The organism is Aminobacterium thunnarium, assembly GCF_055390565.1.
This window is the reverse complement of the sequence record NZ_AP042412.1, coordinates 870236-886701: the sequence shown is the minus strand read 5'-3', so window position 1 is coordinate 886701 and position 16466 is coordinate 870236. Positions and strand designations below refer to the sequence as shown.

Annotated in this window: 18 protein-coding genes; 17 read left to right on the top strand and 1 reads right to left on the bottom strand. The window is 41.2% G+C overall.

Annotated elements, in window-relative coordinates; translation table 11 throughout:
- The 6 genes from uppS to argF are packed head-to-tail and all read left to right on the top strand — an operon-like array spanning window position 1 to window position 5766.
- The gene (uppS, locus tag ACZ5GY_RS04365; RefSeq protein WP_464112037.1) at window positions 1-687 is read left to right on the top strand and encodes a polyprenyl diphosphate synthase; all 687 of its coding nucleotides are present in this window, start codon (window positions 1-3) and stop codon (window positions 685-687) included.
- Window positions 668-1492: a phosphatidate cytidylyltransferase gene (locus tag ACZ5GY_RS04360; protein WP_213691524.1), complete on the top strand. Its 825-nt coding sequence runs from the start codon at window positions 668-670 to the stop codon at window positions 1490-1492. The genes uppS and ACZ5GY_RS04360 overlap by 20 nt, the downstream gene beginning before the upstream one ends.
- On the top strand, window positions 1489-2655 hold the full coding sequence (gene dxr, locus ACZ5GY_RS04355; protein ID WP_464112036.1) for a 1-deoxy-D-xylulose-5-phosphate reductoisomerase: 1167 nt from the start codon (window positions 1489-1491) through the stop codon (window positions 2653-2655). The genes ACZ5GY_RS04360 and dxr overlap by 4 nt, the downstream gene beginning before the upstream one ends.
- 19 nt (window positions 2656-2674) lie before the next feature.
- On the top strand, window positions 2675-3712 hold the full coding sequence (rseP, locus tag ACZ5GY_RS04350) for an RIP metalloprotease RseP (RefSeq protein WP_213691522.1): 1038 nt from the start codon (window positions 2675-2677) through the stop codon (window positions 3710-3712).
- Window positions 3713-3727: 15 nt separating this feature from the next.
- Window positions 3728-4798, top strand: a complete 1071-nt coding sequence (gene ispG / locus ACZ5GY_RS04345; RefSeq protein ID WP_213691521.1) for a (E)-4-hydroxy-3-methylbut-2-enyl-diphosphate synthase — start codon at window positions 3728-3730, stop codon at window positions 4796-4798.
- 17 nt (window positions 4799-4815) lie between these two features.
- Complete coding sequence (gene argF / locus ACZ5GY_RS04340) at window positions 4816-5766, top strand: ornithine carbamoyltransferase (RefSeq protein WP_213691520.1); 951 nt, start codon at window positions 4816-4818, stop codon at window positions 5764-5766.
- 294 nt (window positions 5767-6060) lie between these two features.
- Here argF and nikR read toward each other — a convergent pair whose 3' ends face one another.
- Window positions 6061-6468 (bottom strand): nickel-responsive transcriptional regulator NikR, encoded by a 408-nt coding sequence (gene nikR, locus ACZ5GY_RS04335; protein ID WP_213691519.1) that lies wholly within the window; start codon window positions 6466-6468, stop codon window positions 6061-6063.
- Window positions 6469-6676: 208 nt separating this feature from the next.
- Between nikR and nadE the strand changes: the two genes are divergently transcribed.
- Genes nadE through mltG form a run of 11 tightly spaced genes read left to right on the top strand, consistent with a single transcriptional unit; the run spans window position 6677 to window position 16455 of the window.
- Window positions 6677-7423, top strand: a complete 747-nt coding sequence (gene nadE / locus ACZ5GY_RS04330; RefSeq protein WP_213691518.1) for an NAD(+) synthase — start codon at window positions 6677-6679, stop codon at window positions 7421-7423.
- A 32-nt stretch (window positions 7424-7455) separates the two neighbouring features.
- Window positions 7456-8205: a YebC/PmpR family DNA-binding transcriptional regulator gene (locus ACZ5GY_RS04325; RefSeq protein ID WP_213691517.1), complete on the top strand. Its 750-nt coding sequence runs from the start codon at window positions 7456-7458 to the stop codon at window positions 8203-8205.
- A complete protein-coding gene (ruvC, locus tag ACZ5GY_RS04320; protein ID WP_307880061.1) occupies window positions 8198-8722 on the top strand; it encodes a crossover junction endodeoxyribonuclease RuvC in 525 nt (174 codons plus the stop codon). The genes ACZ5GY_RS04325 and ruvC overlap by 8 nt, the downstream gene beginning before the upstream one ends.
- Window positions 8716-9327, top strand: a complete 612-nt coding sequence (gene ruvA, locus ACZ5GY_RS04315; RefSeq protein ID WP_213691516.1) for a Holliday junction branch migration protein RuvA — start codon at window positions 8716-8718, stop codon at window positions 9325-9327. The genes ruvC and ruvA overlap by 7 nt, the downstream gene beginning before the upstream one ends.
- Before the next feature lie 10 nt (window positions 9328-9337).
- Window positions 9338-10396 carry a Holliday junction branch migration DNA helicase RuvB gene (ruvB, locus tag ACZ5GY_RS04310; protein ID WP_213691515.1) on the top strand — a complete coding sequence of 353 codons (1059 nt, stop codon included), beginning with the start codon at window positions 9338-9340 and terminating at the stop codon, window positions 10394-10396.
- Complete coding sequence (locus ACZ5GY_RS04305) at window positions 10384-10608, top strand: DUF2905 domain-containing protein (protein WP_213691514.1); 225 nt, start codon at window positions 10384-10386, stop codon at window positions 10606-10608. The genes ruvB and ACZ5GY_RS04305 overlap by 13 nt, the downstream gene beginning before the upstream one ends.
- Window positions 10609-10653: 45 nt before the next feature.
- Window positions 10654-12033, top strand: coding sequence for a SpoIID/LytB domain-containing protein (locus ACZ5GY_RS04300; protein ID WP_213699196.1), 1380 nt, complete (start codon window positions 10654-10656; stop codon window positions 12031-12033).
- A 17-nt stretch (window positions 12034-12050) separates the two neighbouring features.
- The gene (gene queA / locus ACZ5GY_RS04295; RefSeq protein ID WP_213691512.1) at window positions 12051-13100 is read left to right on the top strand and encodes a tRNA preQ1(34) S-adenosylmethionine ribosyltransferase-isomerase QueA; all 1050 of its coding nucleotides are present in this window, start codon (window positions 12051-12053) and stop codon (window positions 13098-13100) included.
- Window positions 13101-13123: 23 nt separating this feature from the next.
- Entirely contained in the window at window positions 13124-14434 is a 1311-nt protein-coding gene (gene amrA, locus ACZ5GY_RS04290) for an AmmeMemoRadiSam system protein A (protein WP_213691511.1), read from the top strand.
- A 2-nt stretch (window positions 14435-14436) separates the two neighbouring features.
- Window positions 14437-15429: an AmmeMemoRadiSam system radical SAM enzyme gene (amrS, locus tag ACZ5GY_RS04285; RefSeq protein WP_213691510.1), complete on the top strand. Its 993-nt coding sequence runs from the start codon at window positions 14437-14439 to the stop codon at window positions 15427-15429.
- A gap of 15 nt (window positions 15430-15444) precedes the next feature.
- Complete coding sequence (gene mltG / locus ACZ5GY_RS04280) at window positions 15445-16455, top strand: endolytic transglycosylase MltG (protein ID WP_213691509.1); 1011 nt, start codon at window positions 15445-15447, stop codon at window positions 16453-16455.
- Window positions 16456-16466 lie beyond the last annotated feature (11 nt).

Sequence of the window (16466 nt, the reverse complement as noted above, 5' to 3'; positions counted from 1 at the left end):
ATGTCGCTTCAGCATGTAGCTATTATTATGGATGGCAATGGCAGATGGGCTCAAAAACGTCATCTTCCGCGACTATTAGGTCATAGGGCAGGAATAAAAGCTGTTGAAAAAACTGTGAGGGCTGCTGCTAATTTGGGCATTCCTTATATTTCTTTGTATGCTTTCTCTACAGAAAATTGGAGAAGGCCTCAAACAGAAGTAAAGGGGCTTATGTCTCTCTTCCGTTATTATATTCGCAAAAAGATTCTAGAACTTGTTCAAGAAAATGTTCGTCTGCGTTTTGCTGGCAGAATTCAGGATCTACCTCAAGATATACAAGAAATTATTCACGAAGCAGAAGAAAAGACTAAAGATTTTCAACGTCTTCAACTTATTGTTTGCCTAAACTATGGTGGAAAACAGGAACTAATAGATGCCGTTCAAGAAATAACACGAGAGGGCTACACAGGAGAAATAACAGAAGAAACTATACGGTCTCACCTTTATTTGCCCGATATACCAGATCCTGACCTCATTATACGAACGAGCGGTGAATGTCGTCTCAGCAATTTTTGGCTATGGCAGGGCTGTTATAGTGAACTTTATTTTTCTCCCCTATATTGGCCAGATTTCAACGAAGAAGCTCTGAAAGAAGCATTACTTTCCTATGAAAAGAGGGATCGCCGTTATGGTGGCATTAAACGATAAAGCTAAAGAACTTGTCTTACGTTCTTTAAGCGGAATTGTTCTAGCATCTATTCTTCTCTCATCTATTTTCGTAGGAGGACGTCTTTGGTTTCTAGTCGCTTCAACACTTGCCTTACTCTCGCTATGGGAGTTTTACCAACTCCTATCGAAGAAGTTTCGAGTATCTAAGGGGATAGGAATATTATCTGGAGCTCTCGTGCTCATTGCATCCACAGAACGTATTCGCCCCGTATCCGTACTAATCGTGCTAACTCTTTGCGCGTTTATTCTTCTTTTCATTGAAATATTACGCCGTCAATTCTCCCATTCAAGCTATGCTATTTGGAATCTGGGAGGAACTTTATCAGGTCTTGTCTACATTATCTTCCCTTGGAGTTATATGATCCTTTTACGATTTCACCCCTTAGGGAAGCTTTTGCTTTTCACCCTGTTTATATGCACATGGAGCTGCGATGTAGCAGCTTATCTTGTAGGAACACGTTGGGGAAAAAATAAATTTTGTGAAGCGGTAAGCCCTAAGAAAACCTGGGAAGGTTTTGTTGGAGGGGCAGGCGCTAGTATTCTCTTTTCTGTACTTATCGCCTACTACGCAGCAATGCCTCCTTTACCTTTTCTTTATATAGGAATTATCTGCGGTTTAGCTGGACAACTTGGTGATTTGGCAGAATCTTTAATAAAGAGAGAAGTCGAAGTCAAAGACAGTGGGCGGCTTATCCCTGGACATGGGGGAGTTCTTGACCGATTTGACAGTATTCTAATTAGTGGTACTTTGACATTTTTCCTGTTTGGAGTGATTCTCCTTTGACAAACAATCTTTCTCGACTAGCTATTATTGGAGCTACTGGAAGTGTTGGAAAATCTGTTCTTGACATATGCAGAACCTATCCAGTAAAATTTAAAGTTGCTTTTCTCGTAGCTCATCAAAATATTAAAAAAATGAGTTCGCTTATTAACGAATTCCATCCGGTTGGAGTCGCTTTAACAGATCATGAAGCTGCCCGTTCTTTGCGAGAACTCCATCCTGATCTGCCTATTTATGAGTCAGAAGAAGATCTTGAATATATTGTTACTCACCCAGATGTTGATCACGTCGTTTTTGCCTCATCTGGAACAGACGCCATTAGAAGTTTGCAAAAAGCACTCGATGCAGACAAAAATGTTTCTCTTGCCAATAAAGAAAGTATCGTTGTTGCCGCACCATGGGTTATGCCTCTCGTAAAACGGAGAGACCAGCTTCGTCCTCTTGATAGCGAGCATAATGCTATATGGCAATGTCTCATCGGAGAAAATGTGCGAAATGTCAAAGAGATATTTCTAACAGCCTCTGGAGGCCCATTCAGAACATATACACGAGAAAAGCTTTCGTATGTCACTCCTGAGATGGCTTTATCTCATCCCGTATGGAATATGGGCTATAAAGTCACTGTTGACAGCGCAACTCTTATGAATAAAGGCATAGAAATAATAGAAGCTATGTATCTTTTCAACCTGGACAACACGCAAGTTCATGCAATAATTTGTCCAGGCTCTATAGTGCATGGCATTGTACATTTTTCAGATGGAACTGTAAAAATGGTCGCATCAACACCTGATATGCGCATGGCTGCTGCAACAGCTCTTGCCTATCCAGAACGTCTGCCCACAATGCCACTTGTCGCTCCCTTAGCATTTGACCCCCTTTCTATCAGTTTTTATTCTCCAGACGAAAGTCTTTTTCCAAGTCTTGCACTTGCCAAAGAAGTCGCCTGTAAGAAAGGTCCTTTCCCAGCTATTCTTGTGGGAGCTGATGAAATTGCCGTCGATGCTTTCATGAAAAAGAAAATAAATTTTACGCAAATTCCCGTAGTGATAGAGAAAGTTCTATCGAGTTATAATGGGAAAGCGCCTGAAACGCTTGAGGAGAGTCTGCAGATTCTCCAATGGGGGAAAGTAACCGCACAGTCAATAGTACGGACATTGGAGAAATAGAGTAAGGAGAGAATACTTCATGATTAGTTTGTTATCGTTCATTTTAGTCATAGGAATTTGTGTTGTTTCCCATGAATACGGACACTATAAAACAGCAAAAGCCTGCGGAGTACATGTTCATGAGTTTGCTTTCGGAATGGGTCCTGTTATATGGCAGAAGAAAGGTAAAGACGAAACCTTATGGTCAGTTCGAGCTTTTCCCATTGGCGGATTTGTTCGCCTTGCAGGAATGGATGAAGAACAGCCTGGCGAGAAAGTAGATGAGGGAAAAGGTTTTAACGACAAAAAACCATGGCAACGTTTTCTCATTCTTCTTAATGGACCGTTGGTTAATATTTTATTAGCTATGATCCTTACTGCTCTTTTCCTCTCCGGCCACGGCGTTCTTGATATGAGTGCTCCAGTCGTAGGAGAAATAATGCCCAACTTGCCCGCCCAAGAAATCGGGCTGGAATCTGGCGATATAATCAGGTCTATTAATGGAGTTACTGTTTCAGATTGGCCAGATATGGCAAAAACCATCAGGGATAGTTCAAAAGAAGGTCCGCTAACTCTTGAGATAGAAAGAAAGGGCGAAGTTTTTCAAAAAAGAGTAGAGATATCTTTTGACCCTAAATATGGCGCTCCGCTTCTTGGAATACGTCCACCTATTGTTCGATACGGCTTTTTCTCTGCTTTGAGAAATGCCTTCTCTTATACTATCAATATGAGCATAGAAATGATTCGAGGTATAGTCAGATGGGCTTTGCATACTCAGGATGTAGAAGTCTCTGGCCCCATAGGAATAGCTACTATGGCAGGACAAGCAGCAAGACAAGGAATATGGGCCTTTCTATCATTCCTGGCTCTTATTAACCTTAACCTTGGTCTCATAAACTTGTTTCCGTTCCCGGCACTTGATGGAGGACGCCTTGTTTTTATCCTTGGCGAAATGATAACGAGAAAGCGTCTTCCTGAACGGATAGAAAATTATATTCATTTTGCGGGTTTTGTACTTCTCATTACATTGATTCTTTTCATAACATGGAAAGATATTAGTCGAATCTTTAGTTTGTAATATAGAGGGATAGCAATGACAGAAAGAAATGTAACTATAAAGAAACTTGTGATTGGCCATAAAGCACCTATACGGATAGAAAGTATGCTTAAAGAACCTCTATCAAGTTATGATCGTGTTCTAGAACAATGTCAAGCCTTGCAAAAGGCAGGTTGCGAGCTCGTAAGGGTGGCCTTTCCACACAAAGATTTGAAGACCGAACTTTCTCGCTTAAATAGTGATATTGATATACCACTTATGGCTGATATACACTTTGATCCCGATTTAGCTATTGAAGCAATGGATGCTGGGTGCCCAGCTATTCGTATTAATCCTGGAAATATGCCGCTTCACAAGTTGCAAAAACTTATTCATATAGCGTCTGAACGTTCTGTCGTTATACGAATAGGAGCCAATAGCGGCTCTATTAATGGAAGGCAACTTGCGCAATCTCATGGTGATAAAGCCTGTGCTCTTGTTTTAGCTGTAGAGGAACAACTTCAATTATTGCTAAAAGAAAACTTTAATCGTATTATTCTTTCTGCTAAATCGACAAGCGTAAAAGAAACGGTGAGAGCCAACAAAATATTAAGTGAACGATATCCAGATTTTCCTCTTCACATTGGAATTACTGAAGCTGGCCCTGGGCTCACCGGGCTTGTTCGCAGCGCTTCGGGAATTGCGCTTATGCTTGCTCAAGGGATTGGAGATACGCTCAGAGTCAGTCTTACCTCTGATCCAGTCAAGGAAGTTGAAGCGGGATACGAAATTCTACGTTCTCTTGAACTCAGGGAACATGGATTTCATCTTATCTCCTGTCCTACATGTGGCCGGCGACGAATAGATGTGGCGTCAATAGTAGAACGTATAAAACCGTATTTGAAAGATGTACCCGATGGACTAACTGTAGCTGTTATGGGCTGCGAAGTTAATGGCCCACGAGAAGCTAAGAATGCAGATATCGGTTTTGCAGGCTCCCCTGCAGGCATGGTGGTTTTTACGAAAGGCCATATTATAGGAGAATGTTCTATCGATGAAATCCCAGAAAAAATAGCCTTACTTGTCGATATGCTTCGAAAAGAAAGAAACTCAAATAATAAGGAATAAAGAGAGGAGAGACAGGCATGCCTATAAGTCTCAAGGGAAGACATTTTTTGACATTGAAAGATTTTACAGAACAAGAAATTTACTACCTTCTCGACTTGGCGGCTCAGTTGAAAGCCAAAAAAAGAGCCGGACTTCGAGGGAATTTGCTTCAAGGGAAAAACATTGCCTTGTTATTTGAAAAAGCCTCAACTCGTACTCGCTGTGCTTTTACAGTGGCATGTATTGACGAGGGGGGTCATGCTGAATATCTCGGGAAAAATGATATTCATTTTGGAGGGAAGGAAGATGTAAAGGACACAGCTAGAGTCCTCGGAAGAATGTTTGATGGCATTGAATTTCGTGGATTCAAGCAGGCGACAGTAGACGAACTGGCCGCCTACGCCGGTGTACCCGTATGGAACGGTCTTACTGATACATACCATCCAACCCAAATTTTAGCGGACTTCTTGACTCTCCAAGAAAATTTTGGAGCCCATTTAGAGGGAATTCGACTTGTTTATGCTGGAGATGGGCGCAACAACATGGCTAACTCATTGATGATAGGCTCGGCAAAACTGGGTCTCCATTTTGTAATTGCAGCCCCTTCATCTCTATTTCCTGACAAAGGATTATACGAAGAATGTCTCGCTATGGCAGACAAAACAGGAGGAACAATTACTCTTGAGGAAGATCCTATAAAAGCAGTAAAAGGCGCTCATGCCATTTATACTGATGTTTGGGCATCAATGGGTGAGGAAGCCCAGATGCAAGAGAGAGAAGCCCTTTTACGCCCATATCAAGTCAACTTCAAACTTATGAAAGCAACCGGAAATGATAAGACGATTTTCCTACACTGCCTTCCTGCGTATAAAGGGAAAGAGGTTACGGAAGATCTTTTTGAATCACGGGCTTCAAAGGTATTTGATGAGGCAGAAAACCGTCTTCATACAATCAAAGCCGTAATGGTGGCCACAATAGGAAATCTCTAGTAAAAATATACTTGCCTCATAAACCTTGAGGGGGTATTATAGACTGAAATAAATAGCAGGGGGGATAACTTTTGACACAATCGAAACGAACCTTTCGATGTGCTTCCTGTGGAGAAATTTTTGAACAGGAAGGAAATGGATCCTCCATAAAATGTCCTAAATGCCGAAGTAAAATTCTGATTCTCCTTGAAGGAGAGTCTCTAGGTAAAAAAGGATGCGGAGGTTCTTGCGGTTCCTGCTCATCGGGTTGAGGAGTTTAATGTTAAGGGCGGCAGTTTGCCGCCCTTTTATATTTTATATTGTAGTTGTAACAACTGGATCTGCTGTGTTGATTCCTTTAATAGATGAAACAGCTTTTACGAGCTTACGTATTTTTTCAGCAGACCCTCTTAAAACAATAGCTTCAAGGCAATGGTCATGGTCAAGATGTACATGACTTGTACAAACAATCACATCGCCAAAATCATGTTGAACTTGAGTCAGTTCTGCAGAAGTGTCATGGGAATGGTGATCATAAAGAATCGTCAGTGTTCCAAAAACAGATCCCGATCCTTCTTCCCAACGATTTCTGGAAATAGACTGTCTGATAAGCTGTCGTATTGCACCTGAGCGGTTAGGTATTCCTGATCTCTTTATCCAGTGATCAAATTCCTCTAGCAAGGATTCCGGTACTGCAACTCCGAATCGAACGAGTTTTTCCAACGCAAGACAGCCTCCTCTCTCTAATAGTTACTTCATTATAAATGATTTTAATACATTCCCCCGTTTATTTAATTGGATGTTATTCTAAACCTAACAAATTTTGCAGTTGAAACATGATTTCGTGATAGAATTGATAATCTCGGCGAAATTTCAGCTATATGCTAGAATAAGTGAGACAAAACGGAGAAGGAAGGAAAGGGAATCTATCATGCAAATATACGTTCGCTCTCCGAAAAAAATAGTAGCGACTATAGAAAAATGGTTAGCAGATAAGGTTTCATCAGCAGGTGCCCACGGATGTGTGGTCGGGTTAAGCGGCGGTATTGATTCTGCCCTTGTAGCCGTATTACTGCGAAGAACCTTTGGAAGCAATATGCTGGGAGTGATGATGCCCTGCCATAGTTTGCCTGAGGATCAACAAGATGCGGAAAAACTTATAGATGTTTTTTCTATTCCTTCTACCTTAGTAGATCTTTCCGCAACGTACGATTCTCTCGTTAAGGGGCTGGAAGAATCTTCTGTGCCTCTTCGACACATCGCACTGGCAAACATAAAACCCAGGTTACGAATGACAACACTCTATGCTATTGCACAATCCAAAGGATATCTTGTATGCGGAACAAGCAATAAGGCTGAAATTATTGCCGGTTATTTCACCAAACATGGTGATTCCGGAGCAGACATCTGGCCCTTAGGTGATCTTTTAAAAGAAGAAGTACGCGAGACATCTGCCTATTTAAGGGTACCAGAAGACATCATCCAAAAGCCGCCATCGGCAGGCCTTTGGAAAGGACAAACTGATGAGAATGAAATGGGACTTACATATGACGATATTGATAAATATATAGCGACAGGAAACGTCAAGGAAAGTGTTAGGCAACGAATTGAAGAGAGATATCGTCAATCTGTGCATAAACGGGAATTACCACCTGTCTGCATAATACCGAAAGATTAATGGAACGATTTTTATAGAAGAGGTGATTGTTCGTGTCAGGACATTCAAAGTGGGCGAACATAAAGCATAGAAAGGCAGCCCAAGATGCAAAGAGAGGAAATCTATTTCAGAAACTAGTACGAGCGATTATTGTTGCAGCCAAAGAAGGTGGCGGCGATCCAGGAATGAACGTTCGTCTTAAAACAGCAATAGATAGAGCTAAAGCTGCAAGTGTTCCCAATGAGAATATCACTAGAGCAATAAAGAGAGGAACTGGAGAAATTGAAGGAGCCATGTACGAGGAAATTACATATGAAGGTTATGGCTCTAACGGTGTAGCACTTATGATAGAAGCACTCACTGACAATAGAAACAGAACAGCAGCAGATATGCGAGCTATACTTACCCGTGGTGGTGGCGCCCTTGGTGAATCCGGCTGTGTTGCCTGGATGTTTGAACGAAAAGGTGTCATTGAAGTAAAGGGTGAGAATATAGACGAAGAAACAATCATGCTTGCCTGTCTTGATGCAGGAGCAGAAGACTTTGAAGCAACAGATGAGGGATACACTATATTTACAACTCCTTCAGCCTTAACTGACGTCCAGAAAGCATTGGAAGATGCCGGATACGCTGTCGAACGCGCAGAGGCTGAAATGATCCCCAATAACACAGTTGCTATAGAAACAATAGAGCAGGCACAAAAAATCTTGAGATTGCTTGAGACTCTTGAAGATCATGATGATATCCAGAATGTCTATGCCAACTTTGATATTCCGGACGAAATTATGGCCCAAGTTGAATAAAAAGCAAATTATAACTTGTATTGGAATAGATCCAGGGTTAGGCCGTTTAGGATTTGCCCTTGTCCGGAAGGATGGACATTGTTTTTCTGCAGAAGATTATGGATGCATTGAAACTCCACCCAAAACAGACGTGCCTTTGCGGCTTGAGATGATTTACAACAAACTTGGGGAGCGGATTCAAAACTGCTCCCCAGATTTTATGTCAGTAGAGAAACTTTTCTTCGGACGTAATATAACAACTGCTGAATACGTTTGGCAAGCTCGGGGCATTATTCTTTTACTGGCTTCTCAATATAAATTACCTGTGTATGAACCTAAACCTTCACAAATAAAAGTAGCTGTTTGCGGCTCTGGATCTGCCGACAAAAAACAAGTTCAAAAGATGGTGCAACGGCTATTAAATTTAAAAGAGATTCCACAACCAGATGATGCAGCTGATGCCATTGCTATAGCTTTAACAGGTATCGCACTTCATTCTTTTAGTAGAAAAACGAAAGCAGGTGGTTTTTCTTGCTAAGAAGTGTTGAGGGAAAAATTCTTCAGATAACACAAGAGAACGTTATACTTGATGTAAATGGCTTTGGTTTAGATATTCTCTGTTCAGGAAGTGCGCTTCGGCTATGCGAAGAGTGTGAAAGTGTACGATTGACAACATATTTACAAGTATCAGAAAGCGGAATAACTCTTTTTGGCTTCTCAAGCGAGCTGGAACGAGACGTCTTTTTAAAATTAATAACTGTAAAAGGAGTTGGGGGTAGAGTAGGGTTGGCTATACTTCGCACATTATCTCCATCTCAGGTTGTTCGTTCGATCGTCGCTTCTGATATTGATACTTTTCTTCAGGTTCCAGGAGTAGGGAAAAAGACTGCCGAACGCTTGTGTTTCGAGTTGAAACGCCACTTATCAGAAGAGATGATTGCAGAATTTGCAGAGGAAGAAGAGATTATACCTACAATGCCCGCTAAGAATACGGTTGCAGCTGCTCTTCGTTCTCTGGGATTTACTCAAAACGAAGTTTACACTGTTATGAATCGTCTTAAAAGAGAGATGGGCGCTGAGTTTGAAACAGCAAAGGAAGAAGTACTGCTTAAACAAGCTCTTCGTGAACTAAAAAGAAACTGAGGTGAAAAACGTGTCGGAAGAAAAGGCTAGCTTTTTCGACCTTCAGAATAAAACCTTCGAAGAAGAAATAACACTCCGCCCTTCAACATTGCAAGATTTTGTTGGGCAACAACAACTTAAAGATAAACTTTCAATATTTGTACAAGCTGCTCGTCAAAGAAAAGAAGCGCTTGATCATATTCTTTTTTACGGCCCTCCCGGTCTTGGTAAGACAACTCTTGCCGGGATTATTGCTCATGAAATGGGTGGTCAGCTTCGTGTAACCACTGGTCCTGCGCTAGAAAAAGCAGGAGATCTTGCTGCTATTTTGTCAAATCTCGAACCTTACGACGTTCTTTTTATTGATGAAATTCACCGCTTACCTGCAAATGTCGAAGAGATTCTTTATCCGAGTATGGAAGATTTTAGTCTGCATATTATTGTGGGAAAAGGCCCGCTTGCCAACAATATCTGTCTCAGCCTTCCTCCCTTTACCCTTGTTGGGGCAACGACGCGCCTTGGCCTCTTGACATCCCCTCTTCGTGCACGATTCGGAATAGTAGAACAGCTCAAGCTTTATGAGGAAAAAGAGATTTCAGATATAGTCCAAAGGGGCGCCCATGTTCTTGGAGTCAAAATAGAAGAAGAGGCTGCATACGAAATAGCACGTCGTTCCCGAGGTACACCACGTGTGGCTATACGTTTACTTAAAAGGGTTCGGGATGTTGCTGAAGTTCGTCAATCATCCTCCATAACCTCATCGATTGCATCGATTGCTCTTAACATGCTTGGGCTCGACTCTTTGGGGCTAGATGATGGTGACCGCAGAATTTTACATGTGATTGTAGAACTTTTTGATGGAGGACCAGTAGGACTTTCAACGATTGCGGCAGCATTAAACGAAGAAGGACAAACCATAGAAGACATATACGAACCATATCTTATTCAAAAAGGTCTCATAGAAAGAACACCTCGAGGTAGAAAGGCAACTAAAAATGGATATTTATATCTTGGAAAGAACCCTCCAGAGGATATTACTAAGCAATTAGAATTCTACCAAGAGGAGGAATCAGACTCATGCAAGGAATAGGAAAAGGTCTTATTTTCACGGGGATAATTCTCATTATTGCGGGAAGCCTCTTCCTTGTTTTTTCAAAGTTAAATATCCCCTTTGGGAAATTGCCTGGAGACATTACGTATACGCGAAAAAATGTTACAGTTTTTGCACCTATCACCACAATGATTATTGTGAGTATCGTGTTAACTGTAGTTTTGAACATTATTGGACGTTGGATGAAATAATAAATTCAAAAAAAGAAATCGAGAGAAGGAGGAACGTACGTTCTTATGAAAAAAATCTGTAGATCTCTCATCCTTGCTGCTATATTCGTTCTTTCTTTTGCAATCGGCGACTCTTTCATTGCAGAAGCTGCGGCACAAACTGTTCGAATAGGAGTTGGTATTGGAGTATCACAAGCCACTATTTCTTCTTCTTCAGCCTTAATCCTTAAAGATGGTCAGGGGAAGAGATTCAAAGCTAATAAGGCTATTTCTTTGCGATATGCAGGGAAGAATAGAATCTCGATAGGAAAACATACTCTCAAATTACCATTAGAAATAACCTCAAAAGGCCTTTTAAACTTTAAGAAGGTCCAATACAGGGGGGCTATTCGCGCTGTTGACAACGGGAATTCTGTCAACATTATTAACGTTGTCAATATAGAGGACTATGTGCGTGGGGTTTTAAAAATGGAAACGAACCCTGCATGGCATTTGGAAGCGCTGAAAGCTCAGGCAGTTATTTCCCGAACGTATGCTCTCAAGAATTTGGGCAAGTATGGAAAGAAGGGGTTCGATCTTACGGCCACGCCAGATTGCCAGGTTTATCGAGGTGTTAATGCAGAAACTTCGCGAACAGATAGAGCTGTTAAAGAGACAGCTGGTGTCGTTGTCGCATACGGTTCCCAGCTTGCTCTTACTCCCTTCCATTCAGATAGTGGAGGAGCGACAGCCAATGTTTCTGAAGTATGGAGTAGTTCCATACCATACTTATGCGGGGTAAAAGAAGCTATTCCGTATACATCTCCCTATTCGTCATGGAATCTTACGCTCTCCGCTCAACAAGTGCGGGCAGCCCTTAGTAAATTAGGAATAAATGTTGGAAACGTTCTTAATGTAGGAGTGGGCTCAAGAGATGCCTTTGGACGCCCTGTAACGCTTTTAGTTCAAGGGAGCCAGGGAACACGGGAAATAAAAACTCATCAATTCAGGATGGCTGTTGGTCCTTCTGTGTTGCGAAGCACATTCTTTACGATCAATGGCGAAACTGGACCTGTTGTTCAACAACCACAACGCAATAATCTGGGAGATGCGAATGCTCCACTATCTTCAGAAGAAGAGCAAACATTGATTACACTTACTCAACAAGGAGCTTTTTCAGCCGATGAAATGATCGATATGCTGATGCATCCTGAAAAGAAAAAAACATATCTCTTTAAAGCTCTCAAAAAAGCTATCCCTCAAAAGAACACGTCAACAGTCACAAACCGTCCTATGCAGAGGAAAGCTAACAAATCATCTGCTGGAGTTTTTGTCTTTTCAGGGAAGGGATGGGGACACGGTGTAGGGCTGTCTCAATGGGGAGCCAAAAACCTTGCTGATCAAGGATGGAAATATGCTAAAATACTGCAGCATTATTATCCAGGTACAACTCTAACTCGAAAATAAGAAGGCGATGACGTTTTATGGCTCCGAATCTTTATGATATAGAATCTTATGCATACGATCTTCCTGAAGAACGTATAGCTCAAAATCCTGTTTCACCAAGGAATCATTCAAAACTTTTAGTGCTCGATAAAGAGACAGGAAAAATGACACACTCACACTTTTATGAACTCAATAAGTTTTTAAAAGAAGGGGATGTCATTATTTTAAATGATACTCGCGTTATCCCAGCTCGGCTTCACGGAATAAAAGAAAAGGGAAGTGCGCATGTAGAAATATTATTGCTCAAACCGCTTGATAAGAACTGGAAGCGTTGGGAAGCGTTGCTTCGGCCAGGCAGAAGATTAAAACCAGGTAGCACGGTGTTTGTTAATGATACTACAGTTGTCAGCATACAAGACATATTAAGAGATGGCATCAGAATAGTTGAATTTCCAGCTAATTGCGATGTACTTTCTTTATTGGAACATGTTGGAGAAGTTCCCTTTCCTCCATATATAAAAGAAACAAACGCTACTGCTTCCGATTATCAGACGGTATTTGCCAAACGCAACGGATCGTGTGCTGCTCCTACTGCCAGCTTGCATTTTACAGAAGAACAGCTTCGTGAATTGTCCAAAGATTATGGCATATCTTTTGCTTGGGTTACACTTCATGTAGGACTCGGGACTTTTCGTCCAGTTCAGGTAGAAGATATACGCAAACATATTATTCACGAGGAATATTGCGAAATTCCTAAAGAAACAGCTGATTTTATTCGAAAAGCAAAAAGAGAAGGACGGCGAATTCTTGCCTCTGGAACAACAGTGGCAAGAACGTTAGAGAGTATGGCGACTCATGACGAAAGCGTCATTCATGAGGGGAAGAAAAATACATCTCTCTTTATCTACCCTGGCTATAACTTTTCGGTTATTGACGGGCTTATTACTAATTTTCACCTTCCTCGAAGTACGCTGCTTATGCTTGTAGCAGCGTTAGCAGGATATGACAACGTAATGGAAGCTTACAAAACAGCTGTTAAAATGAATTATAGATTCTTTTCTTTTGGGGACGCCATGCTGATTCAATAAAAGTTAAGGAGGGTGATGGTATTATGTGGAAATGGGCTTGTCTCGTTCCTCATCCACCTATTATTGTTCCAGAAGTAGGGCGCGGCAAAGAAAAAGAAGCTATACGAACTATTCAGGGAATGACTTCTCTAACACAACAGCTTGAGGAGAAAAAACCAGACGTTCTATTTATACTTTCTCCACATGCACCATACTCACGGGGCCTTTTGTTCGTAGAGTCTTCAGAGTACAAAGGAGACCTCTCACTTTTTGGGGTACCTGAAGTATCGTTGCATGCTAAAGGAAATCATGAAAAATTTGAGGCTATTTACAACTTTTTAAAAGAAATAGTACCTGTAGAAGTTATGAAAAAAGCAACGGGCTCATTAGATCATGCCTCTATCGTTCCTTTGTATTTCTTTCATAAACAATGGGGGAATCTACCCGATATTATTCTTGCTAATCCTATTGGATTAACATTGGAAGAGGCTAGCAAGATGGGAAAAGAACTTCGCCAATTTCAAGACACCCTTCAGTGGGGACTTATTGCAAGTGGCGATCTCTCTCATAGAGTAATACCTGGAGCACCTGCAGGATATTCCCCTTTAGGAGCCTTTTTCGATGAACAAGTCGTCAGAGCCTTAAAAACCTCTGACGCTCAACTTCTTTTAAATTTACCTGAAAGCACTATAGAAGAAGCAGGGGAGTGTGGACTTCGTTCTGTCTTGATTTATCTCGGTCTTGCTGAACCACATTCAAAAATGATTTCTTATGAAGCTCCATTTGGAGTAGGGTACGCTGTAGCTATTGCTACGCCTCAAAAAAAAGAGTATCCGTTGTTTGCGCGTAACGTTATTGAAGAATATATACAGAACGATAGACAACCAGCGCAACGAGAAATTGAATTATGGTCTCCTTTAGAAGCTTTACATAAAAAGGGAGCCTGTTTTGTCTCTTTGAAAACAAAGGACGGCCATCTTAGAGGCTGTATCGGAACAATTCTACCTGTACATCAGACACTTAGTGAAGAGTTAGTTGCAAATGCTATAGCTGCTGCGACGGAAGACCCCCGTTTTCTCCCTGTGCAACCAGATGAACTAAAAAATATAGTTGTCTCTGTCGACATTCTTTCAGAGCCTGAGGAAGTACATTCGATAGACGAACTTGACGTAAAAATCTACGGAATTATAGTCTCTAATGGAGTAAGAAAAGGTGTGTTGCTTCCCGATCTTGATGGTGTGGATACTGTAGAGCGGCAGATTCACATAGCTTTACAAAAAGCCGGAATATCTTCTCATGGTAATATCACTATATACCGTTTTACTGTTGACCGTTATCTTGAGAGAGGAGAATAATTATGGCTTATAGAGCATCATGGTGGCACCGTAACAACTCTTCTGTTACGTGCGATCTTTGCTTTCATCACTGTACTCTCGAAGAAGGGCAAAAAGGCATTTGCGGGGTACGAATGCATCAGAAAGATGCAGGCCTTGTCTCTTTGAATTACGGCCTTGTATCATCTATAGCCATAGATCCAGTAGAAAAGAAGCCTCTTTATCATTGGAATCCTGGAACATCAATCCTTTCTCTAGGGAGCATAGGTTGCAATATGTATTGTCCCTTTTGTCAGAATTGGCAAATATCCACATGTTCCAAATCTATACCCCTAACCTATATCTCTCCTTCTGAAATAGTAGATATTGCCAGAAGAAAGCATCTACAAGCTGTTTCCTTTACATATAATGAACCTTTTGTCTGGTACGAATATATTCTCGACAGTGCGCACGCATTGAAAAAAGAAGGATTTTCAGTAGTTCTTGTTTCAAATGGAATGGTTAGCGAAGAGCCATTAAACGAGCTACTTCCTTACATAGATGCAGCCAATATTGACGTAAAAGCTTTTGACGCTCCGACATATTCTTTACTCGGTGGTGATTTGACTACTGTTAAAAATACTGTTGAATCTATGGTTAAAGCCCATGTGCATGTAGAGCTTACAAGCCTTATTGTTCCTGGCATTCATAAGGATGTTCAGTGGCTAGACCCTCTCTCAGAGTGGGCTTCATCTCTATCTCCCAATATAGTTTTGCATATCTCAAGATATTTTCCCTGCTACAAATGGCATGAAGCTCCGACACCTCTTGATCTTTTAGAAGAGGCTCAGGAACGGGCCAAGAAACATTTGTCCTTTGTCTATCTTGGCAATGTTCAATCTTCAGCTATAACTTTTTGTCCCCTTTGTGGATCGATGATCATGGAACGTCGAGGATACAACACCCTTCTTTTCGGTCTTGATAAAAAAGGTAACTGTGCCCATTGCGGAAATCATATAGTCACTCTTACAGAATAAAAGGAGAGTTCAAACATGCGTAAAATCGTTGATGCCCTGTTCTTTCTAATTGTCGTAACGTTTCTTCTTTTTATATGCACCCGATCTCCTCAGTGGTGGGATAAGGAATTTCCTTTAGGAGAAGGGGAAGCAATTTCAATACTCGTCCTTCCCAATCAGACTGCACAAGAAATTGCACGACATTTTGAAAAAGAAGGGGTCGTGGAGAATGCCAAAGAACTCTCTAAATGGATGACCACACTTGGTATTGACCGAAAAATAAAAACGGGCATTTATATGATACGAAAAGGTTCGCCTTGGGAAGTCGCCAAACAATTGGGAGAAGCGACCCCCTTTCATGAAAAAGTAACACTCATACCAGGATCAGATATCTTTTCGTTAGCGGAACAATTTGAAAAGATTACGACAAAGGATATAGCCAATCTTCTTTTACAAGATAACATTTTTGATAGTACTCTAGAAAAATATCTCCCCGCAGATGCAGAGACACGGGTTGCCCTATTACTACCAGACACATACTATGTTGCAGAAAAGACTCCTACAGCCTTAATTAAATCAGGAAGTTCACTTTGGTGGAGTCATTTCGGTAAAGTAGTAAGGGGGAAAAAGTTCAACGATAAAGATATCACTTCATTAGCTATAATAGCTTCACTTATTGAGAGAGAAGCTAAACAAGATGATGAACGTGCGATAATAGCTGGAGTGATATATAACAGATTAGAGAAAAAAATGCCCCTCCAAATCGACGCTAGCATTGTCTACGCCTGGAAAAGGAAGGGAGAGACGTTACAACGCGTGCTATACAAGCATCTTGAATTAGAATCACCATATAATACCTATAAGAACTTGGGGTTGCCTCCTACAGCAATTTGTGTGCCTTCTGCCGCCTCATGGGAAGCTGCATTTACCCCTGAAAAGAATGAATATCTATATTATGTCGTTGAAAAGGATGGGCGACATGCCTTTGCTAAAACCTATAAAGAGCATCTTGCAAATATTAGACGTATTAAGAGAAAACGGCGGTGAAACAAGTGATT